This window comes from Halopseudomonas xinjiangensis (assembly GCF_900104945.1).
GTDB lineage: Bacteria > Pseudomonadota > Gammaproteobacteria > Pseudomonadales > Pseudomonadaceae > Halopseudomonas > Halopseudomonas xinjiangensis.
Window position 1 is genome coordinate 2,015,824 of the sequence record NZ_LT629736.1, and the last position, 24,678, is coordinate 2,040,501.

General features: G+C 61.1%; 25 protein-coding genes. 14 read left to right on the plus strand and 11 right to left on the minus strand.

What is annotated here, in order from left to right:
• Positions 1-56 precede the first annotated feature (56 nt).
• The 5 genes from BLT85_RS09225 (at position 57) to BLT85_RS09245 (ending at position 3,276) form a co-directional block, all read left to right on the plus strand.
• On the plus strand, positions 57-359 hold the full coding sequence (locus tag BLT85_RS09225) for a YciI family protein (protein ID WP_093393610.1): 303 nt from the start codon (positions 57-59) through the stop codon (positions 357-359).
• 15 nt (positions 360-374) lie between these two features.
• A complete protein-coding gene (locus BLT85_RS09230) occupies positions 375-812 on the plus strand; it encodes a hypothetical protein (protein WP_093393613.1) in 438 nt (145 codons plus the stop codon).
• Positions 809-1,489, plus strand: coding sequence for a response regulator transcription factor (locus tag BLT85_RS09235; protein WP_093393616.1), 681 nt, complete (start codon positions 809-811; stop codon positions 1,487-1,489). Before BLT85_RS09230 ends, BLT85_RS09235 begins: the two co-directional genes overlap by 4 nt.
• A gap of 111 nt (positions 1,490-1,600) precedes the next feature.
• On the plus strand, positions 1,601-1,936 hold the full coding sequence (locus BLT85_RS09240; RefSeq protein WP_093393619.1) for a Spy/CpxP family protein refolding chaperone: 336 nt from the start codon (positions 1,601-1,603) through the stop codon (positions 1,934-1,936).
• A 5-nt stretch (positions 1,937-1,941) separates the two neighbouring features.
• Entirely contained in the window at positions 1,942-3,276 is a 1,335-nt protein-coding gene (locus BLT85_RS09245; RefSeq protein WP_093393622.1) for a HAMP domain-containing sensor histidine kinase, read from the plus strand.
• Here the strand turns inward: BLT85_RS09245 and BLT85_RS09250 are convergent.
• Both BLT85_RS09250 and BLT85_RS09255 read right to left on the minus strand, forming a co-directional pair.
• On the minus strand, positions 3,222-3,809 hold the full coding sequence (locus BLT85_RS09250) for a nitroreductase family protein (RefSeq protein WP_093397590.1): 588 nt from the start codon (positions 3,807-3,809) through the stop codon (positions 3,222-3,224). The two genes, BLT85_RS09245 and BLT85_RS09250, sit on opposite strands and share 55 nt — an antisense overlap.
• The gene (locus BLT85_RS09255) at positions 3,809-4,852 is read right to left on the minus strand and encodes an AraC family transcriptional regulator (RefSeq protein WP_093393630.1); all 1,044 of its coding nucleotides are present in this window, start codon (positions 4,850-4,852) and stop codon (positions 3,809-3,811) included. The genes BLT85_RS09250 and BLT85_RS09255 overlap by 1 nt, the downstream gene beginning before the upstream one ends.
• 186 nt (positions 4,853-5,038) lie before the next feature.
• Here BLT85_RS09255 and BLT85_RS09260 point away from each other — a divergent pair, with 186 nt between their 5' ends.
• The 4 genes from BLT85_RS09260 (at position 5,039) to BLT85_RS09275 (ending at position 9,883) form a co-directional block, all read left to right on the plus strand.
• The gene (locus tag BLT85_RS09260) at positions 5,039-5,374 is read left to right on the plus strand and encodes an Mpo1-like protein (protein ID WP_407920143.1); all 336 of its coding nucleotides are present in this window, start codon (positions 5,039-5,041) and stop codon (positions 5,372-5,374) included.
• An 82-nt stretch (positions 5,375-5,456) separates the two neighbouring features.
• Positions 5,457-6,056: an HD domain-containing protein gene (locus BLT85_RS09265; RefSeq protein ID WP_093393637.1), complete on the plus strand. Its 600-nt coding sequence runs from the start codon at positions 5,457-5,459 to the stop codon at positions 6,054-6,056.
• Between the two features lie 152 nt (positions 6,057-6,208).
• The gene (locus BLT85_RS09270; RefSeq protein WP_093393640.1) at positions 6,209-7,588 is read left to right on the plus strand and encodes an adenylate/guanylate cyclase domain-containing protein; all 1,380 of its coding nucleotides are present in this window, start codon (positions 6,209-6,211) and stop codon (positions 7,586-7,588) included.
• Between the two features lie 117 nt (positions 7,589-7,705).
• Positions 7,706-9,883, plus strand: a complete 2,178-nt coding sequence (locus BLT85_RS09275; RefSeq protein ID WP_093397593.1) for a patatin-like phospholipase family protein — start codon at positions 7,706-7,708, stop codon at positions 9,881-9,883.
• On the opposite strand, the gene recQ is transcribed toward BLT85_RS09275, so the two are convergent.
• Positions 9,880-12,006 (minus strand): DNA helicase RecQ, encoded by a 2,127-nt coding sequence (recQ, locus tag BLT85_RS09280; protein ID WP_093393644.1) that lies wholly within the window; start codon positions 12,004-12,006, stop codon positions 9,880-9,882. The genes BLT85_RS09275 and recQ overlap by 4 nt on opposite strands.
• 160 nt (positions 12,007-12,166) lie before the next feature.
• Here recQ and BLT85_RS09285 point away from each other — a divergent pair, with 160 nt between their 5' ends.
• From BLT85_RS09285 to BLT85_RS09295, 3 genes are all read left to right on the plus strand, one after another.
• On the plus strand, positions 12,167-12,757 hold the full coding sequence (locus tag BLT85_RS09285; protein WP_093393647.1) for a UPF0149 family protein: 591 nt from the start codon (positions 12,167-12,169) through the stop codon (positions 12,755-12,757).
• A 138-nt stretch (positions 12,758-12,895) separates the two neighbouring features.
• Positions 12,896-13,528: a transglutaminase-like cysteine peptidase gene (locus BLT85_RS09290; RefSeq protein ID WP_231701456.1), complete on the plus strand. Its 633-nt coding sequence runs from the start codon at positions 12,896-12,898 to the stop codon at positions 13,526-13,528.
• A 17-nt stretch (positions 13,529-13,545) separates the two neighbouring features.
• Complete coding sequence (locus BLT85_RS09295; RefSeq protein WP_093393650.1) at positions 13,546-15,495, plus strand: EAL domain-containing protein; 1,950 nt, start codon at positions 13,546-13,548, stop codon at positions 15,493-15,495.
• Between the two features lie 7 nt (positions 15,496-15,502).
• Here the strand turns inward: BLT85_RS09295 and BLT85_RS09300 are convergent, their stop codons facing one another.
• The 4 genes from BLT85_RS09300 to BLT85_RS09315 all read right to left on the minus strand — a co-directional run bounded on the left by BLT85_RS09300 (position 15,503) and on the right by BLT85_RS09315 (position 17,830).
• Entirely contained in the window at positions 15,503-15,835 is a 333-nt protein-coding gene (locus tag BLT85_RS09300; protein WP_231701457.1) for a DUF6122 family protein, read from the minus strand.
• Positions 15,832-16,470 (minus strand): DsbA family protein, encoded by a 639-nt coding sequence (locus tag BLT85_RS09305; RefSeq protein WP_093393653.1) that lies wholly within the window; start codon positions 16,468-16,470, stop codon positions 15,832-15,834. The genes BLT85_RS09300 and BLT85_RS09305 overlap by 4 nt, the downstream gene beginning before the upstream one ends.
• Positions 16,471-16,481: 11 nt before the next feature.
• The gene (trhO, locus tag BLT85_RS09310; RefSeq protein ID WP_093393656.1) at positions 16,482-17,426 is read right to left on the minus strand and encodes an oxygen-dependent tRNA uridine(34) hydroxylase TrhO; all 945 of its coding nucleotides are present in this window, start codon (positions 17,424-17,426) and stop codon (positions 16,482-16,484) included.
• 86 nt (positions 17,427-17,512) lie between these two features.
• The gene (locus BLT85_RS09315) at positions 17,513-17,830 is read right to left on the minus strand and encodes a BolA family protein (RefSeq protein WP_093393658.1); all 318 of its coding nucleotides are present in this window, start codon (positions 17,828-17,830) and stop codon (positions 17,513-17,515) included.
• Positions 17,831-18,039: 209 nt separating this feature from the next.
• On the opposite strand from BLT85_RS09315, the gene fumC reads away from it, so the two are divergent.
• Positions 18,040-19,419, plus strand: a complete 1,380-nt coding sequence (gene fumC, locus BLT85_RS09320) for a class II fumarate hydratase (protein ID WP_093393660.1) — start codon at positions 18,040-18,042, stop codon at positions 19,417-19,419.
• 86 nt (positions 19,420-19,505) lie between these two features.
• On the opposite strand, the gene BLT85_RS09325 is transcribed toward fumC, so the two are convergent.
• Together BLT85_RS09325 and BLT85_RS09330 are read right to left on the minus strand one after the other, a co-directional pair.
• Positions 19,506-19,919: a hypothetical protein gene (locus BLT85_RS09325; protein WP_093393663.1), complete on the minus strand. Its 414-nt coding sequence runs from the start codon at positions 19,917-19,919 to the stop codon at positions 19,506-19,508.
• A 70-nt stretch (positions 19,920-19,989) separates the two neighbouring features.
• Positions 19,990-20,385, minus strand: a complete 396-nt coding sequence (locus tag BLT85_RS09330) for a GFA family protein (RefSeq protein ID WP_093393666.1) — start codon at positions 20,383-20,385, stop codon at positions 19,990-19,992.
• Between the two features lie 276 nt (positions 20,386-20,661).
• Between BLT85_RS09330 and BLT85_RS09335 the strand changes: the two genes are divergently transcribed.
• Positions 20,662-22,116: a catalase gene (locus BLT85_RS09335; RefSeq protein WP_093393668.1), complete on the plus strand. Its 1,455-nt coding sequence runs from the start codon at positions 20,662-20,664 to the stop codon at positions 22,114-22,116.
• Between the two features lie 85 nt (positions 22,117-22,201).
• Here the strand turns inward: BLT85_RS09335 and BLT85_RS09340 are convergent, their stop codons facing one another.
• Complete coding sequence (locus BLT85_RS09340; protein WP_093393671.1) at positions 22,202-22,828, minus strand: LysE family translocator; 627 nt, start codon at positions 22,826-22,828, stop codon at positions 22,202-22,204.
• Positions 22,829-23,635: 807 nt separating this feature from the next.
• Positions 23,636-24,616, minus strand: a complete 981-nt coding sequence (locus BLT85_RS09350; RefSeq protein WP_093393673.1) for a DMT family transporter — start codon at positions 24,614-24,616, stop codon at positions 23,636-23,638.
• Positions 24,617-24,678 lie beyond the last annotated feature (62 nt).

Below are 24,678 nucleotides of genomic sequence, written 5' to 3' on the forward strand. Positions count from 1 at the left end.
CAACGCCTAATCGAATGGCATAACTTATCGACAGGAACTCATAAGAAGGATTCGACATGTTCTACGCCATCATGGCCAGCGATGTCCCAGACAGCCTCGAGAAACGATCGTCCGCCCGCCCAGCCCACCTCGAACGTCTGCAAGCGCTGCAGGCGCAGGGGCGATTGCTTCTGGCCGGCCCGCATCCCGCTTTAGATGCCAATGATCCCGGCTCCGCTGGCTTCACCGGCAGCCTGGTCGTTGCCGAGTTCGACTCACTGGAGGCCGCTCAAAGCTGGGCCGACGCCGACCCGTATGTCAGCGCCGGCGTCTATGAGCAGGTCACCGTCAAACCATTCAAGCGCGTTTTCCCGGCCTGACAAGGAGTCCCGTCGATGCCGAAATACATTTCATCTGCCTGGTTGTTGTGTCTGGCCATCGCTGGCGCCAGTGCGTTCGCGCAGCCAGCCGGCAACGATGGTATGCCTGCCGAGGCGATGCTGCCGACGGGGACTGAGCGGGTCGAAGCGAATAACGATCAACAGGATCTCGGTGTGCTCCAGGAGGAGCTGGCCCGGGTCGAGGCCGAGCGCCAGCGCCTGGCCGATGAGCTGGCTGGCGGCAATACCGATCAGCTGCAGACCGTGCAGGAAGAAAACCAGCGCCTTCGCGAGCAGCTGCAGGAAACCGACCTTCTCGCCGCCGCCCAGCGCGAAGAGCAACGACAGCGCTGGTTCATGATTGGTGGAGGCACCGTCGCCGGCAGTCTGCTGGTCGGCTTCATCGTCGGCAGGTCTGGCAGGAGGGGGCAGCGCAGAGAGTGGCTGAATTGAGCGAGCACCCGCTGCTGATAATCGATGACGACCTGGAGCTATGTGAACTGCTGACAGACTGGTTGGCAGCCGAGGGCTTCGCGCTGCGCTGTGCTCATGACGGGCCCAGCGGACTCGAGGCGGCGCGCACCGGACAATTCGAAGCGATCATTCTCGATGTGATGCTGCCGGGCATGAACGGCCTGGAGGTGCTGCGCACACTTCGCCAGAGCTGCAATACCCCCTTACTCATGCTCAGCGCCCGGGGCGAGCCTATCGATCGGATTCTCGGCCTGGAGCTGGGGGCCGATGATTATCTGCCCAAACCCTGCGATCCGCGCGAGCTAGTCGCCCGTCTGCGCGCCCTGTTGCGTCGAAGCCAGGGCCAGTCAGCGGCCAATGCGTCGCTCCAGGTCGGTGATCTGCGCCTGGACCCGGAATCGCTGCTTGCCTGGCTAGGTGATCAGCCGCTACAACTGACCCAGACCGAAGCACTGATCCTGCGCACACTCCTGGAGCGCCCGGGGCAGTTGATCGACCGACAGGCGCTATCACGCCAGGCGCTTGGTAAGCCGCTGGGGCCGTACGATCGCAGCCTCGACATGCACATGAGCAATCTGCGCCGCAAGCTCGGGCTGCACAGCGATGGACGCAATCGAATACAGTCCATACGTGGGCGCGGCTACCTCTACAGCTGACAGGCTTTACACAGTCTTTACCCAGTACACGCCTTCGTTGACGTTGCGATGTCTAGAATCTGTAGGCAACGACCGGATACGCCGGTCAGTATCGCAACAGGAGATACACCCATGAAGAAAATTCTCATCGCAAGCGCATTCGCCCTGGCAACCGCCATCTCCGCTCCCTCGATGGCCAACACCGGCATGGACAAGGAACATGGTGAGCGCCACATGCAGCGCCTGACCGAAAAGCTGGACCTGACCTCCGAACAGCAGGAGCAAGTACGCAACATCTATCAGGAGCAGATGCAGAAGCACAAGGAAATCAAGGAGCAGGGCAAACAGCGCATGAGCGAAGTGCTCAACGACGAGCAGGAGAAGAAGCTCGAAGAGATGCACAAGGAACGCCAGGAAAGGATGAAGAAGAAGTACGGCGAAGAGCACCGTTCGCACGATAGCAACTAATCCGCATGCGGCTGTTCTGGAAAGTCTTTGCCGTCCTCTGGCTTGCCACACTGCTGGTGGGCGGCTCGGGCTTTCTGGTCAGCCGCGCCCTGCAACAGGACTGGTTGCTACTGCAGTTCCACCCGCAACTGCGAGACTTCGCAGAAGATGTAGTCACGCGGTACGAACGTGACGGAGCGGCTGCTACGCAGCAATGGCTGGAGGAGCAACGGTCCGAACATCGCCTCCGAGCCCAGTTGTACGGCATTGACAACGAACCATTACTCGACGGTACCTTGCCGTCGAGCGAACGATTCAGCACTCAGCGCGGAGAACCCGATCCGGCGCCACGCCACGGTCGATTGTTCCAGCTGGCCTGGAACTCTGACGGCGCAGACTACCAGCTCATGGTCTACGTCCCCCCGCCTACGCTATCGCGCTGGCAGCGTACCCCATTTGCCCTGATAGCCAATATCATCCTCGCCATGGCCGTGCTGGCGGTGCTGAGTCTGTTGCTCAGTCGCTACCTGACGCGCCCACTGCAACAGCTCGGGCAGGCTGCCCAATCCCTTGGTCACGGTCAGTTCGATCAAAAGTCGCTGGCCGGCGTGGTTCAGCGCCGCGACGAAATCGGCGATCTGTCGCGCAGCTTTCAGACCATGGCCGACCGCGTGCAAAGCCTGCTCAACAGCCAGCAACAGTTGATGCGCGACATTTCCCACGAGCTGCGCTCGCCACTCGCGCGCCTGCGCATCGGGCTGGCAATAGGCAGCAAGCAGCATCTGGCCAGTGCCGACCCGCTTTGGCAGCGGCTGGATCGCGAATGCACCCGGCTCGATCACCTGATCGACGACATCCTAGCCCTGAGCCGACTCGACACTCAGGACTCTCCCGCAGAGATATTCGAATTGGATCCGCTACTGACGAGTGTGGTCGAGGACGCCCGCTTCGCAGCGAACCAGCAGCGCTTCACACTTCAAGGAGAAACCCGCTGTGCCGTTGCGGGCTGGCCAGAACAGATCGCCAGCGCGCTGGACAACCTGTTACGCAACGCGTTGCGCTTCTCGCCAGAGGACGGGGAAGTGAAGGTAAGTCTCTCTCGGAGCATTGAAGGTTGCGAGATCGTCATCGAAGACCAGGGCCCGGGCGTGCCGGAGGAATGGATAGCGCGGCTCGGCGAACCATTCGCCCGAGTGCCAGGCCAACCCCCGGACAGCGGGCATGGTCTGGGCCTGGCTATTGCGCGACGAGCCATCACCCGGCATAGCGGTACCCTGCATTTTGCCCATACCCCAGAGGGCGGGCTTCAGGTGCGCGTGGCGCTGCCCTGCACCGGGGGCCATTTGGCGAAGAAGTCCTGAGGGTCAAGCTCCGGTACGCGTTTGAGTTCGCCGGCCGGGTGCCCTACGTAGAGGAAAGCCGCGATCGTTTCGTGGGAGCTAAGGCCAAGACCTTCCCGGATCAGCGGATCGTACGCCAGATCGCCCGTGCGCCAGACGCACCCTAGCCCTTGCGCATGCGCCGCCACCAGCATGTTGCTCACCGCCGCGGCGCAGGCCATGTCCTGCTCGATGGGGGGCACCTTGGGATGCTCGCTATGCGAACAGATAGCCACGATCAATAGCGGCGCGCGCAGTGGTAGTCCCTGGTACCGCGCCAGTACGTCCGCCGACAGATCCCCGTCCGCCTGAACCAGCGCAGCGCGGCCGAACAACTCCCCAAGCGCCTCCAGACCTTCACCCTCGATAACCAGAAATCGCCAGGGTCGCAGATAGGCGTGGTCCGGCGCCCGCAATGCCGCGCGATACATCGCCTCACGCTGCACGGCGGTTGGTGCCGGACCGACAAGACGCGGGACCGATACCCGTTGGTGTAGCGCCTCGAGCGCATCCATCATGTCACCTCGTCGATTTTGGGCGCGGTACCGGCCTTCAACTGTTCCCGATACTGCCCTGGGGGCATACCAAACCAGCGCTTGAACGCCCGAAAGAAGTTGCTGGGATCGGCGAAGCCGAGCAAATAGGCCACTTCGAGCAGTGTCAGCTGCGGCTGACCCAGGTATTGCAAGGCGAGTTCCCGACGTGTCTCATCGAGCAATTGCTGAAAACTGTTGCCCTCTTCCTGCAAGCGACGCTGCAGGGTACGTGTGCTCATGCGCAATGCGCCTGCCACGGCCAGCCGCTTCGGCTCGCCCTGCGGCAACAGCCGGCACAAAACCTGACGCGCCTGATGTGTCACGCGGGAATGCTCGAAGCGAGCCAGATATTCACCGGCGAGCCGGTCATGTGCTTGCGCGAGCGCCGCGTTGCCGGTAGCTAGCGGCGCCTCCATCACGTCACGGGAAAAGGTCAGGCTATAGCGCGGGGCGCCGAAGAGCAGGGGGCAGCCGAACAGCGCTGCATACGCCGAGGTGTCAGCCGGTTGCGGGTAGGTGAAGCTCGCTTCCAGCGGGATCAGTTGCTGTCCGGTCATCCAGCGGCAGAAGGCAATGGCATAGGCCATGACCGCGTCATGACTCTGCGCTGCGGCGGGAAGCGTATCGCCGTGTATTGCCAGTTCGAGCCGGTAGCGGTCAGGTAACGGCTGCAAGGCAATATCCGCGGCCTCCCCTATGATTCGCTGATAGCGCACGATGCGCATGAATCCTTCGCGCAGGCTACTGCTGGACATCAAGGAAAACGCCACCACATTGAAATGCGCCGGGCGGATCACCCTGGCCATGTTCAACCCGATTGCCGGATTGCCCGATTGGACCACCGCACGCTGCCAGAGGCGAGTCATCTGGTCCTGGGGGATCCGCGCATCCGGGTCCTTCAACAGCAGGGGATCGAGCTGCAACTCACTGAACAGTTGACGCCCATCGAGCCCCTCGAGCTCCAGCGCCTGAATGATGGCATTGGCCCAGCTCGACGATGTGGTGCGTTCGGTGTTCGACATGGCAATCCTGGCGCGCAAACGAAGCTGCGGCACAAATTATCGTTATTTCAATGGCCTGGATGATAGGCCGGCGATCGCTCCGCACACAAGGGTAACGCTTTGGCCGCGCTGGTCATGGCAACCCGACCTGCCTCCACTATAGTTGAAGGAACTACCGTACAGAACCGTACAAGAGGAGGCACTGCCATGCAGGAATCACCAATGCTCGACCAACCAGCGCAGAAGACCTTCGCATCTTTCGCCGAGTTTTACCCGTTCTATCTGGCGGAACACGCCAACGATACCAGCCGCCGCCTGCACTACATGGGCAGCATTCTCGTGCTGGTGATTCTCGGCTACGCGCTGCTCACGCAAAGCTGGAGTTGGCTGCTGGTGCTGCCGCTGGCCGGCTACGGGTTCGCCTGGGTTGGGCACTTCTTCTTCGAAAAGAACAAGCCAGCCACATTCAAATATCCGCTGTACAGCTTCATGGGCGACTGGGTGATGCTGCGCGATGCGCTGACCGGCCGTATCCGTTTCTGAAGCGATTGTCAGCACTGCGACAGTCGCAGGCCTGCCTACGCTCTATTATCCAGTGATAAAGCCGAACAAGAGGAGATGAGCCATGAGTGACGAACGCGCTAAATTTCGCGCCATGCAGGAAGGCACTGCCGAAGACTGGAACATCATTTCCGGCCACTTCAAATCGTTTTCAACAGGCCTGCCCGACCGCATCATGGCGCATCTGAAGCTGCTGGACGGCGATTACGGCGGATTCCCGATCGACCGCCTTGAGCACTCGCTGCAGACCGCCACCCGCGCGCACCGAGACGGTCGCGATGAGGAATACGTGGTCTGCGCTCTGTTGCACGATATCGGCGATACGCTGGGCTCGTTCAACCACCCGGACATCGCTGCAGCCATCCTCAAGCCCTTCGTTTCCGAAGAAAACCTGTGGATGGTCGAGAAGCACGGGGTTTTCCAGGGCTACTATTTCTTCCATCATCTGGGCATGGATCGTCACCTGCGTGACCAGTTCGACGGCCATCCGCTGTATCAGTACTGCGCCGAGTTCTGCGCCAAATACGACGCAACGGCGTTCGACCCTGACTATAAGTCCGAGCCGCTGGAGTTCTTCGAACCCATGTTGCGTCGGGTCTTCGCTCGTCCCCGCCGGTCGATCTACAAGGCGGTACAGGACAACCCGGTTCAGGAAGCCTCCTGATCACAGCGAGGCTTTCCCCCTGAGGTGACAAGCATTATGATCGGTCGGGATTCTCACCTGACCGATCAGGTTCTCGCGCTCCGCTGTCCCGAGCTCGCCAACAAGAAATACTGATCGGTCGTGGCCGCCTTCTGGCCAAGGAACCGCTGATCATGAGCCTCAACACCCGTCTAAAGCCCGTCCGCCCGCCTCTGGAAGGCTATTACTCGCGCGTTATGGCCTACCTTTGCGTAGCCATCACTTTCCTTGCGTTGTGCTATGAGCAGGGCCCGACGTTACTCAATCTTGGTGTTATCGCCTATGCGCTGGTCTACCCGCACCTGACCCGCTTCGCCGCGGAAAACCTTGCGCCGCTGCAAGGGCTACCCAGCCGCCTCGCGTTGCTGGTGCTCGATGGGCTGCATACCGGTGTGTTCATCACTCTGGTCGGGTTCAGCCTGGTACCCACTCTGGTCTTTCTCCTGTTGATCAGCTTCGCCAGCATCATCATCGGCGGGCCACTCTACATGCTCGCCGGATGGCTGATCACGCTCGCCGGACTGTCGCTTGCCTCGGTACTGATAGTCCCCGACCCGGTTCTGTTCACCTCCCCCCTGGTCGCGTTTGCCAGTCTGCTTAGCGGTGCCGCCTTCACCGTCGTGGTGGCGGCGTTCGTCTACCGGCAGGGACGCAGCCTGGAGACAGCGCAAAAGGAGATCCGCGCCGAGCAGGAAAAGACCAGCCGTCTGGCGAGCAATCTGTCCAAATACCTGTCTCCGCAGGTTTGGGAATCAATCTTTTCCGGCCAACAGACGGTGACGCTGGAGACGCGGCGCAAGAAGCTCACCGTGTTCTTCTCCGACATTCGCGGCTTCACTGAGCTCGCCGAGGAGATGGAAGCCGAAGCGCTGACCGATCTGCTCAACAATTATCTCAACGAGATGTCGCGCATCGCCCTGCAATACGGCGGCACCATCGACAAGTTTATCGGCGATAGCGTGATGATCTTCTTCGGCGATCCGGTCAGCCAGGGCGCCAAGCAGGACGCCGAGGCGGCGGTGTCGATGGCCATTGCGATGCGCAAACACATGAAAGTGCTGCGCCAACAATGGCGCAGCCAGGGAATCACCCGTCCGCTGGAAATTCGCATGGGCCTGAGCACCGGTTACTGCACCGTTGGCAACTTCGGCGCGGACAACCGCATGGACTACACCATCATCGGCCGGGAAGTGAACCTGGCCAGCCGGCTGGAATCGGCGGCAGAAGCCGGTGAAATCCTCATACCCCACGAGACCTACTCGCTGATCAAGGATCTGATCATGTGCCGCGACAAAGGTCAGATTGCAGTAAAAGGCTTTTCCAAGCCCGTGCAGATCTATCAGGTCGTCGGGCTGCGGCGGGATCTGGGCGCGGCGCCGACCTTCGTCGAGCACGAGCTACCAGGTTTCTCCATGTACCTGGATACCACCCACATCCGCAATTACGACAAGGACGAGGTGGTCAAGGCGCTCGAGCAGGCGGCCCGCAAGCTACGCGACAAGGTCATCATCTAGTCTGCGTCATCGCTTGATACCTTGACCTCGGTGCAACACGCACAAGGTCATCCCCACCAGCGAGGCGCTCGTATACAATCGCACGATTCGCTGGTCAGCCTCTCCGGATTCATCATGTTGAAACGTCTTTTCACCGTCCTGTTGCTGGTGCTGGCGCCGCTGGCGCACGCCGATGAGCTTCGCACCGGGCTGGTATTGTCCGGCGGCGGCGCTCGCGGCTTGGCGCATATCGGCGTGCTCAAGCAACTCGAGACGCAGAACGTCCCTATTCACGCCATCGCCGGGACCAGTCTGGGTGCGGTAATCGGTGGCCTCTATGCGGCCGGCTACAGCGCGGCAGAACTGGAAAAAATCGCCCTCGATCTTGATTGGCAGGACGCACTCAGCGATAACCCGTCCCGCGAGGATGTGCCGTTCCGTCGCAAGCAGGATGATCGGGACTTTCTGGTCAAGCAGCGTCTGAGCTTCGATCGCGGACGCCTGGCCTTTCCGCTGGGCATCCTCCAGGGGCAGAACCTGGGCCTGGTGCTGGAGACCTTGCTGGTACACACCAACGATATCGACGACTTTGACAACCTGCCGATCCCCTTTCGCGCAGTAGCGACCGATATCGCAACCGGCGAAGCAGTAGTGTTCGACAAAGGCCACCTGCCACTGGCGATTCGCGCCAGCATCGCGCTTCCGGGTTTCTTCGCACCGGTCAAGGTCGACGACCGGTTGCTGGTCGATGGTGTGTTGTCCAACAACCTGCCGGTGGACGTGGCGCGGCAAATGGGCGTCGACCGGGTCATCGTGGTCGACATCGGCACCCCGCTGAAATCCGCCGACCAGCTCAAGTCGATCATCGACGTAATGGACCAGACAACCGGCCTGCTCACACGTCGGAATACCGAAGAGCAGCTTGCCACGCTCGGCCCGCAGGATCTGCTGGTCCAGCCCGAACTGGGCGACATAGGTTTCAGCAGCTTCGCCGAGGTACGCGATGCGATCGCCGCTGGCGAGCGCAGCCTGGAAGGCTCGGCTCAGCTGCAAGCGTTCAGTGCCCCAGCCGAGCAATCCGTGGTCGGCGGCAATCTCGCCCGGGCACGACCACAGCGCCAGCCCATGATCGACGCCATCGAGGTGGAGAATACCGGCAAGGTGGCTGACGAGGTGGTACGCAGCATGATTCGCCAGCCGATCGGCGAGCCTTTGCATCTGGGCCGGCTGGAGACCGACATGGGCACCATCTATGGCACCGACTACTTCAGCCGGGTGAACTATGAGGTGGTGCATGGGGAAGACGGCAACACGCTGTTGGTGCGTACCCGCGGCCGTGAGACCGGAACCGATTACCTGCGGCTCGGCCTGAATCTGGTTGACGACTTTCGCGGTGGCAGCCAGTTCAACATAGGTGCGAGCTTCAGGGTCAACGGGGTCAACCCGCTCGGAGCGGAATGGCTGACCCGCGCGCAGCTCGGCGAACATCAGTTGCTCTACACCGAGTTCTACCAGCCGCTGGACCATGGCTCGCGCTACTTCGTCGCACCGTTTCTCGATGCCGAGTCACGCAATGTCGAGGTGATCATCGACAATGAGCCGGTGGTGGATTACCGCCAGCAACGTTATGGCACCGGTTTGAACGTCGGCCGGCAGATCGCCAACAGTGGTGAGGTGCGCCTGGGCCTGTCTCGTTACTGGGGTGAAGCCGACGTGCGGGTTGGAGACCCCAATTCCCCGTCGTTCAGCTTCGAGGAAGCCTTCTACTCAGTCCAGCTCGACCGCGACACGCTGGACGATGTGAATTTCCCGCGGTCGGGGGATGAAGCACGCTTGCTATGGCGACAATCCGAGCCGGATCTGGGTGCGGACGAGCGTTATCAGCAGTTCGAGCTACGAGCCAACAAGGCTTTCGCCTACGGCTCGGACAGCTTCCAGATTGGTGCTTTCCTCGGCCGTACCAACGATGACGTCGAGGTTGCGCAAAGCGCCTTTACACTCGGCGGGCCTGGCAACTTTTCCGGCTTCCGCCAGAACGGTCTGGCCGGCCAGAACTACAACCTGCTGCGCGGGGTGTATTACCGCCGGCTGAATCCGGGACGCTACGTCCCGGTGAGCATGCCGGTTTACTTGGGCGGAACACTGGAATACGGCCGGGTTTATAACCGCGAAGACGCCGGCTTCGATACCGGCTATATCACTGCGGGGAGCGTGCTGATCGGCCTGGATACCTTCCTCGGCCCGCTGATGCTGGGTCTGGGCGGTAACGAAGAAGGCGAAAGCGCACTGTATCTGAAGCTCGGGCAGACCTTCTAACCGCTGATTTCGAACATCAACGCCGCCCGAATGCAGTGCAGTATCCCTTCGTCCACCGGCTCGTCGAGCTGTCTGGCCAGGGTACGCACTCCGGGCAGGTCCTCCTCGGCCTCGTTGAGGAAGGCATCCTGGATCCGCTGTAGCTGCGCCGGGGGCAGGTCGATCGCATGATGCAATTCGATCTGCCCGGCACTGATGGCCTGCGCCAACTGCATATAGACCTGCTTGAGCGGCTGATTCACCTGGCGGGCGATCTGCTCGGCCTCCATTCCCGCCAGAGCGAGGCTTTGTACTTCCTGCGCCTGGTTGAGATCGGCGCCACGCTCACCTTGCTCGCCCAGCAGCACCTGCAGGAAGTCCGCACCGTAGCGCTCCAGCTTGTGCGAGCCGACGCCGCTGACCAGGGCCATGTCCTGCAGCGTGGCGGGCTTCTGACGCAGCATGTCGACCAGCGTCGAGTCCGGGAAGATCACGTACGGCGGTACGCCATGGGACTCGGCCAGACGCTTGCGCAAGGCACGCAGCGACTCCCACATGGGCCGATCTGCCTCGGCGATGACCGGCTTGTCGGCGTGGCGGCCAGGCGTCGAGGCTGGCTTCGACACATCCTTGCGCAGATCGAGCCCCTCCTCCCCACGCAATAGCGGTCTGCAGGCGTCGGTAAGGCGCAGGCTGCCGAAGCCATCAAGGTCTATCTCCACCAGGTTGCGGGCGATCAGTTGACGGAATACCGAGCGCCATTCCTGCTCGCCCAGCTGCTTTCCGATGCCGTAGGTGGACAGATGCTGGTGACCGGCAGTGCGGATCTTCTCGTTATCCCGCCCGAGCAGAATATCCACCAGATGGCCGACACCGTAACGCTGACCGCTGCGATAGACGGTCGAGAGTGCCATCCGTGCCGCCTCACTGCCATCCCAGGTCGATACCGGGTCCTGACAGTTGTCGCAGTAGCCACACTGCTCCTCGAGTACGTCACCGAAATAGGCCAGCAGCGAACGCCGCCGACAGGTCGTGATCTCGCACAGCGCCAGCATCGCGTCGAGCTTGTGCCGCTCGATCCGCTTGTGTCGCTCGTCACCTTCGGAGTTGGCCATGATCTGGTTGAGCATCAACACATCCTGCAGACCGTAGGCCATCCAGGCATCTGCCGGCAGTCCGTCACGCCCGGCCCGGCCGGTTTCCTGGTAGTACGCTTCGATGCTCTTGGGCAGATCCAGGTGCGCCACGAAGCGCACGTTGGATTTGTCGATACCCATGCCGAAGGCGATGGTCGCGACCATGATCAGGCCTTCCTCGTTGAGGAACCTGCGCTGATGACTGGCCCGCAACTCTGAAGCCAATCCCGCGTGATAGGGCAGCGCCGGGTGGCCCTGCTGCATCAGCCAGGCGGCGACGTCCTCGACCTTCTTGCGCGACAGGCAATAGACGATACCGGCATTGCCCTTGTGCTGGGCGAGGAATGAGAGCAGCTGCTGCCGCGGTTTGTCCTTGGGCACGATGCGATAAAAGATGTTCGGCCGGTCGAAACCGGAAATGAAGCAGGCAGCGTGCTCGAGTTTCAGACGCTGAATGATTTCCTGACGGGTTCGCTCGTCGGCCGTCGCGGTCAAGGCCATGCGCGGCACGTCCGGAAACAGTTCGGCCAGTTGGCCAAGCTGTAGGTACTCCGGTCGGAAGTCATGACCCCACTGCGACACGCAGTGCGCCTCGTCGATGGCGAACAGAGCGATATTCAATGTTTGCAAGAACTGCAACGTGCGCGGCTTGAGTAAGCGTTCCGGCGCCATATACAGAAAATCCAGTTCACCGCTGCGCATGCTGGCGGCTATCTCGCGCTGGCCTTGCTCGTCCACCGTGGAGTTGAGCGCAGCAGCGCGCAAGCCAAGCTCCTTCAACGTCGCGACCTGGTCATCCATCAGCGCGATCAGCGGCGAGACCACCACCGTGAGGCCCGGGCGCAACAATCCGGGGACCTGATAACACAGCGATTTGCCGCCGCCGGTCGGCATCAGCACCAGCGCGTCACCACCGCCAGCCACCTGCTCGATGATGTCCGCCTGGTTGCCGCGAAACGCGTTGTATCCGAAGACGTCCCGCAGTCGCTGCAATGCCTGCTCGCGCATGGTTCCCCTTGCCTTCTCGAGGCCGGCTCACACCGGCAAAACGGCGATTATACCAGTGCCGGCCGGCAGGTTCGTGTCACCGGCCACAATCACTCATCGCTTTGGCAATAATCCGGGTTCGTGCGTACAATCTGCCCATTAACCAATGAGAGGTGTGCCCATGTCCTTTGCCGACCGACTCGACCGCCTGCAGGAGTTCCTCGATGCGGACGACCTGCACGACGAAGCGCTCGATTTCCTTGCCGGCCATGGCTATCTGACCGCGCTGTGCATCAGCCCGGTCGATGTGCCCGAGGACGAATGGATGCCGGAACTGTTCGCCGAAGAGCCGAACTATTCCAGCGAAGAGCAGAAAGCCGAGATCGAGAGCACGCTCATCGAGCTCAAGGCGCACATCGCTCGTGAACTGGCCAGCGACGAAGAGTTCGAGCCGCCGTGTGACCTCACGCTGGGCGATGAGCCGGATTATTCGGACCTGCGCAGCTGGTGCGTCGGCTTTCTCGAAGGTGTGTTCCTGCGCGAGGAAGCCTGGTTCAGCCAGGACGAGGAAACTGTCAGCGAGCTGCTGTTGCCGATCATGGTCGGCTCAGGGCTGTTCGAAGACCAGCCGGAGTTCATCGAGATCTCCAAGGACCAGGATGTGGTCGAAGACATGATGGACCACATCCCCGATGTCCTGACCCAGCTGTTCCTGCTCTTCCACGCCCCGGAAGACAAGCCGAAGCCGGCTTTGCTTGCCCCCCGCCACTAAGCTTCAGAGAGGCTGGCCTTGCAACGCACCGCGCCAGGGTCAGCCTTAATCTTCCCTCGCTTAGCTCGTCCTCCGTTCAGCCGCGCGCGCGGCAGGCTCCGCAACACCCTGTTTCTACTGTTCTGGCTCGGAGGTGCCTTGCTTACAGGCGTCGGAGCAAGCGCCAGCGTCTGGGACCTGTCGCACCTGATGCAAAGGGTAGGCGAGCTGTACCAACCCGATCACCGGGGCCGCGTACGCCTGGCGCAGTGGCAGACCCTGATGGAAGAGCATGCCTCGGTCGACGTTGGTCAACAGCTTGATGCGGTCAACCGCTTCTTCAACGACCGGTTGCGATTCGAGCAGGACTCGACGATCTGGGACCAGACCGATTATTGGGCCAGCCCCGTCCAATCTCTGATAGCGGGCGCGGCGGATTGCGAGGACTTCACCATTGCCAAATACTTCACACTGCGTCAACTTGGTATCGATGAGGCACAGCTGAGGCTGACGTACGTAAAAGCGACCGAACGCAACCAGGCGCACATGGTGTTGGCGTATTATGCGACGCCGACCAGTGCACCATTGATTCTGGACAACCTGATTGACCCGATACTGACTGCGTCACAGCGTGACGACCTGGTGCCGGTGTACAGTTTCAACGCCAGCGGTTTATGGCTGGGCAGTGCCCGCTTCGACAGCCGCGCAGCGACGACCACCCCCTTGCCGAGATGGCAGGAATTAACACGGAAGATGAGTGACGAGGGCTTCTTCGGCCCGTTGTCACCCTAAGTAGAGAGGACACGAGCATGTCGCTGGTTAAACAACTGAGCCTGGCCATCTGCTTCGTATTGGCCGTCGCCTTCGCCGGCAGTTTCATGATCAACCTGCAGCATTCGCGCGTTCAGCTGGCGGCGCAATTGCAGTCGCACGCCGACGATGCCGCCAGTGCCCTCGCCCTTTCACTGTCGCCCCATCTGGCAGACCCGCCAATGATCGAGCTGATGGTCAGCTCGATGTTCGACAGCGGCTACTTCAGCAATATCAGCATCCGCTCGGCTGCCAGCGGCCGGACACTCTTCGAGCGCGAGCGGGTATCGAGTGAGCTTCCCGCACCGTTGTGGTTCTCCCGCCTGGCAGATTTGGAACCAAAGCAAGGCCAGGCCCTGCTCATGCAGGGTTGGCAGCAGTTCGGGGAAGTCCAGGTCACCAGCGATCCGCATCTTGCGATTGAAAGCCTGTGGCGCGCCGCAACTCAGACGCTCGTATGGCTGCTGGTCTGCGCTTCGCTCACCTCGATACTTGGTGTCGCCCTGCTTCGCCGTCAGCTGCGGCCCCTCGATACCATGTCCAGGCAGGCCGAGGCTGCCAGTCGCCGCGAATACTACCAACTCGATCCCCTGCCGCGCACCCGCGAGCTGCGGCAGATCGGCGCCACACTCAATCTTATGAGCAGCCGGCTCAAGCGACTCTTTGCCGAGGAAAGCGCACTGGCGGAGCAGCTACGCCGCCAGGCGTTCGAAGATCCGCTGACGGCGCTCCCCAATCGCCTCGCCTTCGAGCGTGCGCTGGCCAGCGCATTGGATGATGACGCTCCAGCAGGCGCGGTCCTGGCCCTGCGCCTCAACGGCCTCGACGAACAGAATCAGCGTATCGGCGCGCTTGCGGTGGACGAACAGCTGCATCGTCTCGCAGCTCCGTTGCGCGTACTGGGCGAGGAATACCCGCACTGGCTCTGTTGCCGTTCCCGCGGCGGCGAATTTCTGATATTGGTTCCCGGCAGCCGGCCTGCCGAACTGGAAGCGATCGCTGATCGACTTGGCGCACTGGCTCTCAAGCTGGATTGGGCAAACGTCGCGAACGCGATACCGGTGAGCCTGGGCATCGCCGGTTACCGGGCCGGCGATCAGCGCGGTGCGGTGCTGGAACGGATCGATCAGGCTCTGGCCAGATCCCAAGCGACAGCGAATGGCCTGCAACCCGGCATGATCGAGGCAGATACGCTGGACGTGCTGGGCAAGCTCAGCGCAGACGCCTGGCGGACAATGCTCAGCGAGGCGTGCGAGCGCGGCGGCTTCGTGCTGCATTTCCAGCCGATGAAATCACTGTCGGATGGGTCGACCCTCCGCCACAAACTGCTGACGCGGCTCCCGCTGGGTGACGATCGACTGCTGCCAGCCGGAGAGTTCTTGCACAGGCTGGAAAAGCTCGGCCTGGCGAACGCCTTCGATCGCTGCGTTCTGACCATGGCATTGGCCCAGATCGAGCGACAGCCGGCCCCTATCGCGGTGAGCCTCACCGCGCGAACGCTGCTCGAGCGAGATGCGCTGAGCGGCATACATAGCATGCTCGCCATGCGCTCCGCCCTGTGTCGCTGGTTGACCATCGAGATCGACATCCGCCGCGTGTCGCCTGGCCCGGAGTTGATTGCACAATTGCAGCGCCTGCGCGCCCTGGGTTGTACGCTGGCCGTCCAGCATTGCGGGCGTGACCTCTCCTCGCTGGCTAACTGGGCGGTACTGGAACTGACCTACATGAAGGTGGACGCGGACTACATCCGCGACCTGGACAGCGAACCGTCGCGCCGCCTTTACCTGCACGCAATGATCGGAATGGCCCGGCAATTGGAGCTGCCCTGCGTAGCTGAACAGGTACAGACCGACGCGGAGCTAGCCACGCTGACCGAACTCGGCTTTCAGGCCGCTCAGGGCAACGCCGTATCCGTTCCGTCAGCATGGCCCGCCCTGACGCCCGCTTGATGAGCGTTCAAGGCCAGGCGAAGCCTGACATGCGCCAGCAGTCACTCGCATCGACCACCATATGAATCAGCAGGCCGAGCCCGATCAGACGTGTCGGCGGCCAGAGGGACATCAACAGGTAGGCACCGATTGCGGTGTAGCTGTGTAGCGGGTGGAAACCTATCGAGCAGCGATTGGCGTCGAACAGTGGGTCTGCGAGCAGATGATCGAGATCCACCAGCATGGTCGCGAGCATGATCAGCCAGGCCCGCTTCCAGCGGGCGCGGAAAAACGTCCAGGCTACAGCGAGTGGCAACAGTACATGCAGTGCAAGGTGAACCGTGGTCGACAAGCTGATCACGCTGAGGCGACACCTCTTCCTGCCGCGAGCCAGCGCTCGAACAGCGGGATGACCACCTCCTGCGGCTGGTACCCGTTGGCCAGCAAAGCCAGTTGGCCGTCACGCTCGGCCAGCAATGTGGGGAAACCCGATATCCCCAGATCCCGCGTCCAGGAAAAGTCCGCCGCGATCGCCGCGCGCGCCAGCTCCGAGCTGTAGGCCTCAGCGAATTGGCTGCGATCGTAGCCAGCCTGCACCGCTAGCTCCATCAGCACCCGCGCATCGCTCAGATCCATCGCCTCGACGTAGAAGGCGTGCTGCATCAGCCGGACGAACGGCCAGGCTCGCGCTGCGTCCAGGCCGCGGCCGACCAGCAGCGCCCGACAGGCAGGCTCGGTATCGTAGATAAAAGAATCGGGTAATTGAGACGGCGATACGAACGACTGCCCCGACGCAGCCTGCACTGCCTGCCAATGCTCGGCCAGTGCCGAGCGGGTCCGTTCGTCCAATGGCTCGCCATGACCGGGACGCAACCCGCCAGCGACCAAGTGCAACGGCAGCTCGGGGGCAAGCTGGATCATCGCATCGACCACCGGAGCGAAGCCCCAGCACCAGGAACACATCGGGTCCATTACGTACAGCAAGCGCTGGGACATCGGTTACTCCGTCACGATTTGGCGTTCGGCGAAGCCAGTTCCTGCGGCAGGCCGATCGGGTGCGGCTGGTTACGCCGGCGTGCCAGCTCGATCTGCTTCTGGCGTTCCTCTGCGCGGCGCCGGGACTTCTCCGGCAGGCTGTCGTAACAGTGCGGACAGCTTATGCCCTGCTGGTACTTCGGCGAAGCCAGATCTTCGCCCGAGATCGGGTGACGGCAAGCGTGGCACTGGTCGAACGAGCCGGGAGCAAGGTCGTGGCGCACGGTGACCCGATTATCGAACACGAAGCACTCACCATCCCACTTGCTCTGTTCGGCAGGCACGTCCTCGAAGTACTTCAGCACGCCACCCTTGAGGTGATACACCTCGTCGAAACCCTGCTGCAGCATATAGCTTGAGGCCTTCTCGCATCGGATGCCGCCGGTACAGAACATGGCAACTTTCCTGTGCTTCTGCGGATCGAAATGCTGCTTGATGTACTCGGGAAACTCACGAAAGGTCTTGGTTTTCGGATCGACTGCACCTTCGAAGGTTCCGATGGACACCTCGTAGTCGTTGCGCGTGTCGATGAGCAGCACCTCGGGATCGCTGATCAGCGCATTCCAATCCCTCGGCTCAACGTAGGTACCGACCTTCTCATTCGGGCTCACGCCCGGCACGCCGAGGGTGACGATCTCTTTCTTCAGCTTGACCTTGGTGCGGTAGAACGGCATTTCGTCGCAGAGCGACTCCTTCCAGTCCAGATCGGCCAGGCGCGGATCCTGGCGCAACCAGGCAAGCACCTGATCCATACCGTCACGCGGCCCGGCGATGGTGCCGTTGATGCCTTCCAGCGCCAGAAGCAGGGTGCCCTTCACGCCATTGACAATCAGCGTATCGAGCAGGGGTTGGCGCAGCTCTTGATAATCTTCAAGCGTGACGAACTTGTACAGCGCCACGACGACGATGCGGGACATGACTTACCTCGTGTTCAGTAATCGCCCACGTAAAGGGCGCACCATTGAAAGCGCGGGAGTCTAGCAAGTTTGCCGCCGGCGGTGAATCAGTGCCGGTCGGCCTTGCTCCCGCCGAGGCAGTTGGGCGAGTCCGGCGCCTGCATGCGCGCGGCCCATTCGTCGGGGGTATAGGTGTGCAGAGCCAGCGCATGAATACGCGACATCAGATCACCCAGTGTGAGGTATACCGCCTGGTGACGCTTGACTGCATTCAGCCCGGCGAACTCACCACTGACGATCACCGCCTTGAAGTGCGACTCCGATCCGGGCGGTACGCTGTGCATGTGGCTTTCATTGACCAGCTCGAGATGGCTGGGAGTCAGGCCTTGCAGCGCCTGTTCGAGGTCGGATTGGGTCGGGCCCATGGCGATTCTCCGGATTGGGTTCAGCTGTGTACGAACGATGCGCTAGTGTATCCCACGTGTGGCCACGGTGCAGTCGCTGCAATGCGGATCGGCGGTCACTCACCCAGCCCAAACACCGGCAACCAAACCATCGCGACGGTGTCGACTTCATTCGACATGTCGCTTTCTATACTGACAGCACAGCCAACGGCAAACACAGCGGAGAGATCATGAGCACACGCACCGAATCCGACAGCATGGGCCCGATCGAGGTACCGTCCGACCGTTACTGGGGCGCCCAGACGCAGCGCTCGCTCCATCACTTTGCCATTGGCGAAGAACCCATTCCGCTGGCAGTGGTACGTGCGCTGGCATTGGTGAAGAAGGCGGCGGCGCGCACCAATCGCAAGCTCGGCAACCTCGACGAGCGGGTCGCCTCGCTCATCGAACAGGCTGCGGATGAAATACTCTCGGGGCGGCTCGACGATCATTTTCCGCTGTCCGTCTGGCAGACCGGCAGCGGCACCCAGAGCAACATGAACGTCAACGAGGTGATCGCCAACCGTGCCAACGAGTTGGCCGGCGAGCCGCTGGGCGTGAAATCGCCGGTGCACCCTAACGATCACGTGAACAAGTCGCAAAGCTCCAACGACACCTTTCCCAGCGCCATGCACGTTGCGGCGGTGCAGGAAACCGGTGACCGACTGGTGCCAGCTGTACGTGCTCTACGCGACGCACTGGATGCCCAGGCCACGCAGCATGCCGAGCTTATCAAGATCGGTCGCACGCACATGATGGACGCCACCCCGGTGACCTTCGGCCAGGAACTGTCCGCCTTCGTCGCGCAACTGGACATGGGGCTGGCCGCAGTCGAGCAGGCTCTGCCGCTGGTGTGCGAGCTGGCCCAGGGCGGAACCGCCGTCGGTACCGGCCTCAACGCCCCGCAAGGCTTCGCTGAAGGGCTTGCCGAAGAAGTCGCATCGCTGGCTGGCCTCCCCTTCACCAGCGCACCAAACAAGTTCGCCGCGCTCAGCGGGCACGAACCGCTGGTGCAATTGCACTCTGCTTTCAAGCAGCTTGCCGTCACTCTGATGAAACTCGGCAACGATCTGCGCCTGCTCGGCAGCGGCCCCCGCGCAGGCTTCGCCGAAGTGCGTCTGCCGGCCAACGAGCCGGGCAGCTCGATCATGCCCGGCAAGGTCAACCCGACACAGTGCGAAGCGCTGACCATGATCTCCTGTCAGATCATCGGTAACGACACCACGCTCACCATTGCCGCCAGCAACGGGCAGCTGCAGCTCAACGTGTTCAAGCCGGTGATCATTCACAACTTCCTGCAGAGCGTTCGCCTACTCGCAGACGGCTGCAACAGCTTCCGTGAACATTGCGTCGAAGGGCTAGAGCCGGATGCGAGACGCATGCGCGAGCATTTGGACAACTCATTGATGCTGGTCACTGCGCTCAACCCGGTCATTGGCTATGACAAGGCGGCGGACATCGCCAAGAAGGCGTATCAGGAAGGCACGACGCTCAAGCAGGCAGCGTTGGAGCTGGGGTATCTGGATGAGAAAGGGTTCGATGAGGCAGTGAAGCCCGAGAAGATGCTCTAGCGAGGCGGGGCGCGAAGAGGCAACCAAGGCCACGGCCTGGGACCGCCGGGCCAGCGGGCAGCCCTGTCAATAAGGCGGATTGAGCACTAAGGGATATCGGGCCGGAGCCGGCAGTGAACAGCCGGCACGACCCACATCGACAATATACTGATCACAAAATAAGCCAGGGGCCAGGCGACGAAATTGAACGGAACACCGTAAGGCCACCATTTCACAGAAATACTCAATGCAGCCGCAAACGTTCCGGAGATGACCGCGGCGGCGAGCGCTGATGTTGCCGGGACGCGGTGAAGCCGCGTTATGAAAAACGCCAGCACGAACGGAAGCACGAAAAGCACGGCGTAGGTCGCGCCATAGACGATAGCGAACCACACCACTCCGAAGCATCCGAACTTCGGATCACACTTCCCATCCAGGATCTGATAGCCAGCGCTGTATAGTCCCCAAGCAAGTAATTGCACTACCACAGCGACCAGAGTCAATTTCAGAAAGCTCGGCATAGTCGTTCGCCCTTTGCGCCGCAGCGCACCGTAACGCAACGCTGATAAGCCCGCGCCATTACCTCGATTTTTAGCTGACAACTGGCTCGTCGTCGTGCAGCGTCACCCAGGGCGCCTTATCGGGCGTATAGACCTGAATCTGCGGAGCGAGCGCCTGGGTATAGTCATCGATTGCGCCAAGGGGCAATACAAAATGACCTGGGAAATGTTTCCCGTTAACCAGGAATGATGCCGAGCCGCAAAAGGAACAAAAGGATTTGCTGGATACGTCATTCGCGTTGTAGCTGGAAATATGTTCCAAACCTTCAGCGATCTGGAACTGCGATCGCGGTACCACCACCCAGCTGCTGTAGTCGCCGCCTTGCAGCTTTCTGCAGTTGTTGTAGTGACATTTGAGCACCGCCGTTGCGGGCAGAGTCCCCTTCCACCGCACAGAACCACAATGGCAACTGCCTGCAAAATCCATATTGCCCTCCTTTGCTGCGTCTTAGGTTGCCGGGACCTGATGTGCCAACGCACCGAAGCGTTTGCTGTCGTTCCACCACGCCCTGACTTTACGGCCACAAGCAATCAATCAGCGCGATAGATATATTCGATCAGCTCTGGCTGGTTAGATTACTTTTCCTCATCTATACCGAAGACACAGGTCAGCTGCTGTAAAGGTTGGTGATCCCCCGGACCGAGCTGCTGGCAACTTACGGGCACTGCCGTTCGGTCCACAACATACGAATGGAAATCCGATATGTCTGATGAAACGCGCAAACCAACGACCAACGATGCGGGCATTCCTGTTTCAAGCGATGAGCACTCGCTGACAATTGGTCCGGACGGCCCAATTGTTCTGCATGACCATTACCTGATTGAGCAGATGGCTCAGTTCAACCGCGAGCGCATCCCCGAGCGCCAGCCCCATGCCAAGGGCGGTGGTGCATTTGGCCATTTCGAAGTGACGCACGATGTCAGCGCGTTCACCAAGGCGGCCGTGTTCCAGCCGGGCACTAAGACGGATGTACTTATGCGCTTCTCCACCGTCGCCGGCGAGCGCGGCAGCCCTGATACCTGGCGCGACCCGCGCGGGTTCTCGGTGAAGTTCTATACCAGCCAGGGCAACTACGACATGGTCGGCAATAACACGCCGGTGTTCTTCGTTCGTGACCCGCTGAAATTCCAGCACTTCATTCGTTCGCAGAAGCGTCGTGCCGATACCAACCTGCGCGACCATGACATGCAATGGGACTTCTGGTCACTCTCCCCCGAGTCCGCCCACCAGGTAACCTGGCTGATGGGCGACCGCGGTATTCCCAAGACCTGGCGGCACATGAACGGCTACAGCAGCCACACCTACATGTGGGTGAACGCCCAGGGCGAAAAATTCTGGGTAAAATACCACTTCAAGACCGATCAGGGCATCGAATGTCTCACGCAGGAAGAAGCGGACAAGCTGGCGGGCGAAGACGCTGATTACCACACCCGCGATCTCTATGAAGCACTCAAGCGTGGCGAACACCCGAGCTGGACGCTGCACATGCAGATCATGCCGTTCGCTGATGCCGACCAGTATCGCTTCAACCCGTTCGACCTCACCAAGGTCTGGCCGCATGGTGACTACCCGTTGATTCCGGTCGGCAAGCTGACGCTCGACCGCAACCCGACCGACTACCACACCGAGATCGAACAGGCCGCCTTCGAGCCGAGCAACCTGGTGCCCGGTATCGGGCTCAGCCCCGACAAGATGCTGCTGGGCCGTGTGTTCGCCTACGCCGACGCACACCGCGCGCGGCTGGGGGTGAACTACAAGCAGATCCCGGTCAACCGCCCGCAGAGCCCGGTGCACAGTTACAGCAAGGACGGCGCCATGCGCATGGATAACGTCACCGACCCTGTCTATGCCCCCAACTCGAAGGGCGGCCCCGCTGCGGACCCCACCCTCAACCCGCCGGTGGACGTGTGGAGTGCGAGCGGCAACATGGTACGGCAGGCCTACACGCTGCACCCCGGAGACGACGACTTCGGTCAGGCCGGCACCATGGTGCGCGAAGTCTTTGACGATGCCGCGCGGGATCGCCTGGTCAGCAACGTTGTCGGCCACCTTATGGATGGCGTAGAGGAGCCGGTGTTATCACGTGCAATCGACTACTGGCGCAAGATTGACCAGAACGTTGGCGATCGCATTGCGATGGGCGTAAGAGCCGGCTGAATCTGGCTTTTCCGGTGAGAGAGAGTCGTCTCGGCGGGTCTCTCTCACCTACCACATCAAAGCAGCGCCTTGTATGGCTACTCGGTTATGCGTCCGCACGCTTGCTGTTTGCCAGCAAGCCGGCGGCCAACACAAAGACCACGCCTGTAGTCCTGTTGAACAACCTGGCACGGCGTGGCTGCTGGAGCCAGCTTTTGGCCTTAGCCGCGAACAGCGTATAGACGCCCAACCAGAACAGCTCGAGGAACACGAAGGTCACCCCCAGCAACACGAATTGCGGAAGATGCGGCTGACCGGGCACGATAAACTGCGGGAACAGCGCACCGAAGAACAGTAATGCCTTGGGATTACTCGCGCCCACCAGCAAGCCCCTAACAAACAATCCTTTGCTCGTCGTCTGCGTGGTCTCGGGAACCGTTATGTCTCGGTCAGCCGAGATAATCGACGCGACACCGAGGTAGAGCAGATAACCTGCGCCAACCCACTTCAGCACCGTGAACAGTGTTTCCGACGCCGCAAGGGTTGCTCCCAGACCTAGGGCAGACAGCCCCATGATGCAAACAATCGCCGCCGTGCTCCCGAACGCAGTGATTAACGCGCTCCGCGCGCCCAGGTTGATGGAAGTCGACACGCAGACCAGTACGCTTGGCCCTGGCGTGACGGTGAGCACTAGTACGGCGAGCGCGTAGACGAGCCAAGCAGAGAGCGTCATCGCGAGCTCCTAAGTGAAGGCGCGCTCCGTTGGCGACCGAGCCGAACGAATGGTTCAATACAAGGCATCTTGGTCCCTTATCTGATCACCTGGCCGGCGTGATGCGCCAGGAAAGTTTCACGCTTGGACGGCTCCGGCCAGCCGAGTGCACGCGCAGCTGGCAAGAGAATCTGATCAACGAACCGGTCAAAATTCGTCCTGAGTCTCCCACACATCCACGATGCGCCATCCTCCCGGAACCTCTCCACATGAATGGAATATGATTCCCCCGGGCACCTCGCCTGACGCGAGACTTGCTCCGAGCGCCTCGTATGTCTGCTTTCTAACCTCTGGAAACTCGATCATGGTAAGGACAGGCATACCTCTTCCTTTGCATTGATAGTTTTCAGACGAGTGATGCTAGCGACGATGAGTGATGGATAGCCAGCCAATAGGGCAGGCTGAAAAAAGCCCCGGCATCGAACATTGAGGCGAAGCCGCACTAAATAGGCCACATACACTGCTCGGTCACTCCGATGTCCTTACCACGCAGATCTACACCCATGTGCTTGGCCAGGCCTTTGCCGGTGTGCAGAGCCCGCCCGGATGAGTGCTTCAGGCATGCTACAGCCCTACCCTGCGCTGACGGGCAAAGCGGCACTTCAGACGACTTGGCTTGAGGAGGAGACGGCTGTCCGTGCCGTGAGGCGGGTGAGTCGAGGCGTCCCTTGCCTGATTCCGAGCATATTACAGCCATCCCGGTTTTCCAATTGGCAGCCAGGTCACACGTTTGGGTGATCGCGACCGGCGTGGGAATGCGTCTTGAAGTCAGCTCGCCGGTGGCGGCGGGGTTTCCGCAATGCGCTTCACACGCCGATTACGCAGATTCTGGATCAGGCTGGGCGCCAGTGCGATCAGCGCAGAACCGGTAACGACCAGTAGCGCCCCGAGATACGCCAAGCTGTTGAGCAGCTCCGGTTTGACTACGCCCGGCCAGATCATTGAACCCAGCGCCACCATGCTGAATGTGAACAAGGGCGTGGTGGCGACGGTGGCGCTGACGCGGGAGGCTTCCCAGTGGGCCAGTGCTTCGGCGAAGGCGCCATAGGCCACCAGAGTGTTCAGGCAACAACCGGCCAGGAACCAGCCCTGCAATGGGGTGAGTTCGAGCACCTGCAACGGCGAGGCCAGGGGGAACAGCAGTATCGAGCAGGCCAGATAGATCACCATCATCACCGGGACGGAGGACCAGATGCTCAGCAGCTGCTTCTGCGCCAGGCCATACAGCGCCCAGGTGAAGGCGGCGGCCAAGGTGATGAGGATGCCGAGTGTGTAGTCGGTGACTTGGGTGAACAGCTCTTCCAGCCGCTGGTTGAAGAACAGCCCGAAGCCGACCAGCAGCGTGAGCAGACCGATCAGTTGGCCGATGCCGAAACGTTCACGGAATACCAGCATGCTGCCGAGCATGAGCATGATCGGCGCCGTCTGGATCATCAGCTGCATGGTGCCGGGCGTCAGGCGGTTCAGTGCCATCAGATACAGCACGTAATTGCAGGCCAGACCGAGGATGGCGACAACGAGCAGCCAGCGGTTGGTCGTCGACAGGGCACGGATCGAAGGTAGCTTGCCGCGCGATGCAAGCCAGATGAACAACACCACACCCGCCGTGAACAGGCGGTACCAGGTGACCGTGTACGGGTCCATGCCGCTGAGCACTTCCTTGAGCATGATCGGGAGCACACCCCAGAGCATGGTAGTGGTCAGTGCCAACAGGAAACCGTAGACCCAACGGCCGGAGGTGATGTGCATGGAGAGCTCGAGGCAAAGGAGATGGACCGCACCATTGTAGGGCTCGGGTTGAAGTGTCGATA

Coding starts and splice junctions, on each gene's coding strand:
- BLT85_RS09265 (WP_093393637.1), top strand. CDS start 5,457: ATGAGTGACGAACGCGCTAAATTTCGCGCCATGCAGGAAGGCACTGCC.
- BLT85_RS09335 (WP_093393668.1), top strand. CDS start 20,662: ATGTCTGATGAAACGCGCAAACCAACGACCAACGATGCGGGCATTCCT.
- BLT85_RS09260 (WP_407920143.1), top strand. CDS start 5,039: ATGCAGGAATCACCAATGCTCGACCAACCAGCGCAGAAGACCTTCGCA.
- BLT85_RS09270 (WP_093393640.1), top strand. CDS start 6,209: ATGAGCCTCAACACCCGTCTAAAGCCCGTCCGCCCGCCTCTGGAAGGC.
- BLT85_RS09315 (WP_093393658.1), bottom strand. CDS start 17,830: ATGGGCCCGACCCAATCCGACCTCGAACAGGCGCTGCAAGGCCTGACT.
- BLT85_RS09225 (WP_093393610.1), top strand. CDS start 57: ATGTTCTACGCCATCATGGCCAGCGATGTCCCAGACAGCCTCGAGAAA.
- BLT85_RS09285 (WP_093393647.1), top strand. CDS start 12,167: ATGTCCTTTGCCGACCGACTCGACCGCCTGCAGGAGTTCCTCGATGCG.
- BLT85_RS09230 (WP_093393613.1), top strand. CDS start 375: ATGCCGAAATACATTTCATCTGCCTGGTTGTTGTGTCTGGCCATCGCT.
- BLT85_RS09255 (WP_093393630.1), bottom strand. CDS start 4,852: ATGTCGAACACCGAACGCACCACATCGTCGAGCTGGGCCAATGCCATC.
- BLT85_RS09240 (WP_093393619.1), top strand. CDS start 1,601: ATGAAGAAAATTCTCATCGCAAGCGCATTCGCCCTGGCAACCGCCATC.
- BLT85_RS09340 (WP_093393671.1), bottom strand. CDS start 22,828: ATGACGCTCTCTGCTTGGCTCGTCTACGCGCTCGCCGTACTAGTGCTC.
- BLT85_RS09305 (WP_093393653.1), bottom strand. CDS start 16,470: ATGTCCCAGCGCTTGCTGTACGTAATGGACCCGATGTGTTCCTGGTGC.
- fumC (WP_093393660.1), top strand. CDS start 18,040: ATGAGCACACGCACCGAATCCGACAGCATGGGCCCGATCGAGGTACCG.
- BLT85_RS09350 (WP_093393673.1), bottom strand. CDS start 24,616: ATGCACATCACCTCCGGCCGTTGGGTCTACGGTTTCCTGTTGGCACTG.
- BLT85_RS09245 (WP_093393622.1), top strand. CDS start 1,942: ATGCGGCTGTTCTGGAAAGTCTTTGCCGTCCTCTGGCTTGCCACACTG.
- trhO (WP_093393656.1), bottom strand. CDS start 17,426: ATGTCCCGCATCGTCGTCGTGGCGCTGTACAAGTTCGTCACGCTTGAA.
- BLT85_RS09250 (WP_093397590.1), bottom strand. CDS start 3,809: ATGGATGCGCTCGAGGCGCTACACCAACGGGTATCGGTCCCGCGTCTT.
- recQ (WP_093393644.1), bottom strand. CDS start 12,006: ATGCGCGAGCAGGCATTGCAGCGACTGCGGGACGTCTTCGGATACAAC.
- BLT85_RS09325 (WP_093393663.1), bottom strand. CDS start 19,919: ATGCCGAGCTTTCTGAAATTGACTCTGGTCGCTGTGGTAGTGCAATTA.
- BLT85_RS09295 (WP_093393650.1), top strand. CDS start 13,546: ATGTCGCTGGTTAAACAACTGAGCCTGGCCATCTGCTTCGTATTGGCC.
- BLT85_RS09330 (WP_093393666.1), bottom strand. CDS start 20,385: ATGGATTTTGCAGGCAGTTGCCATTGTGGTTCTGTGCGGTGGAAGGGG.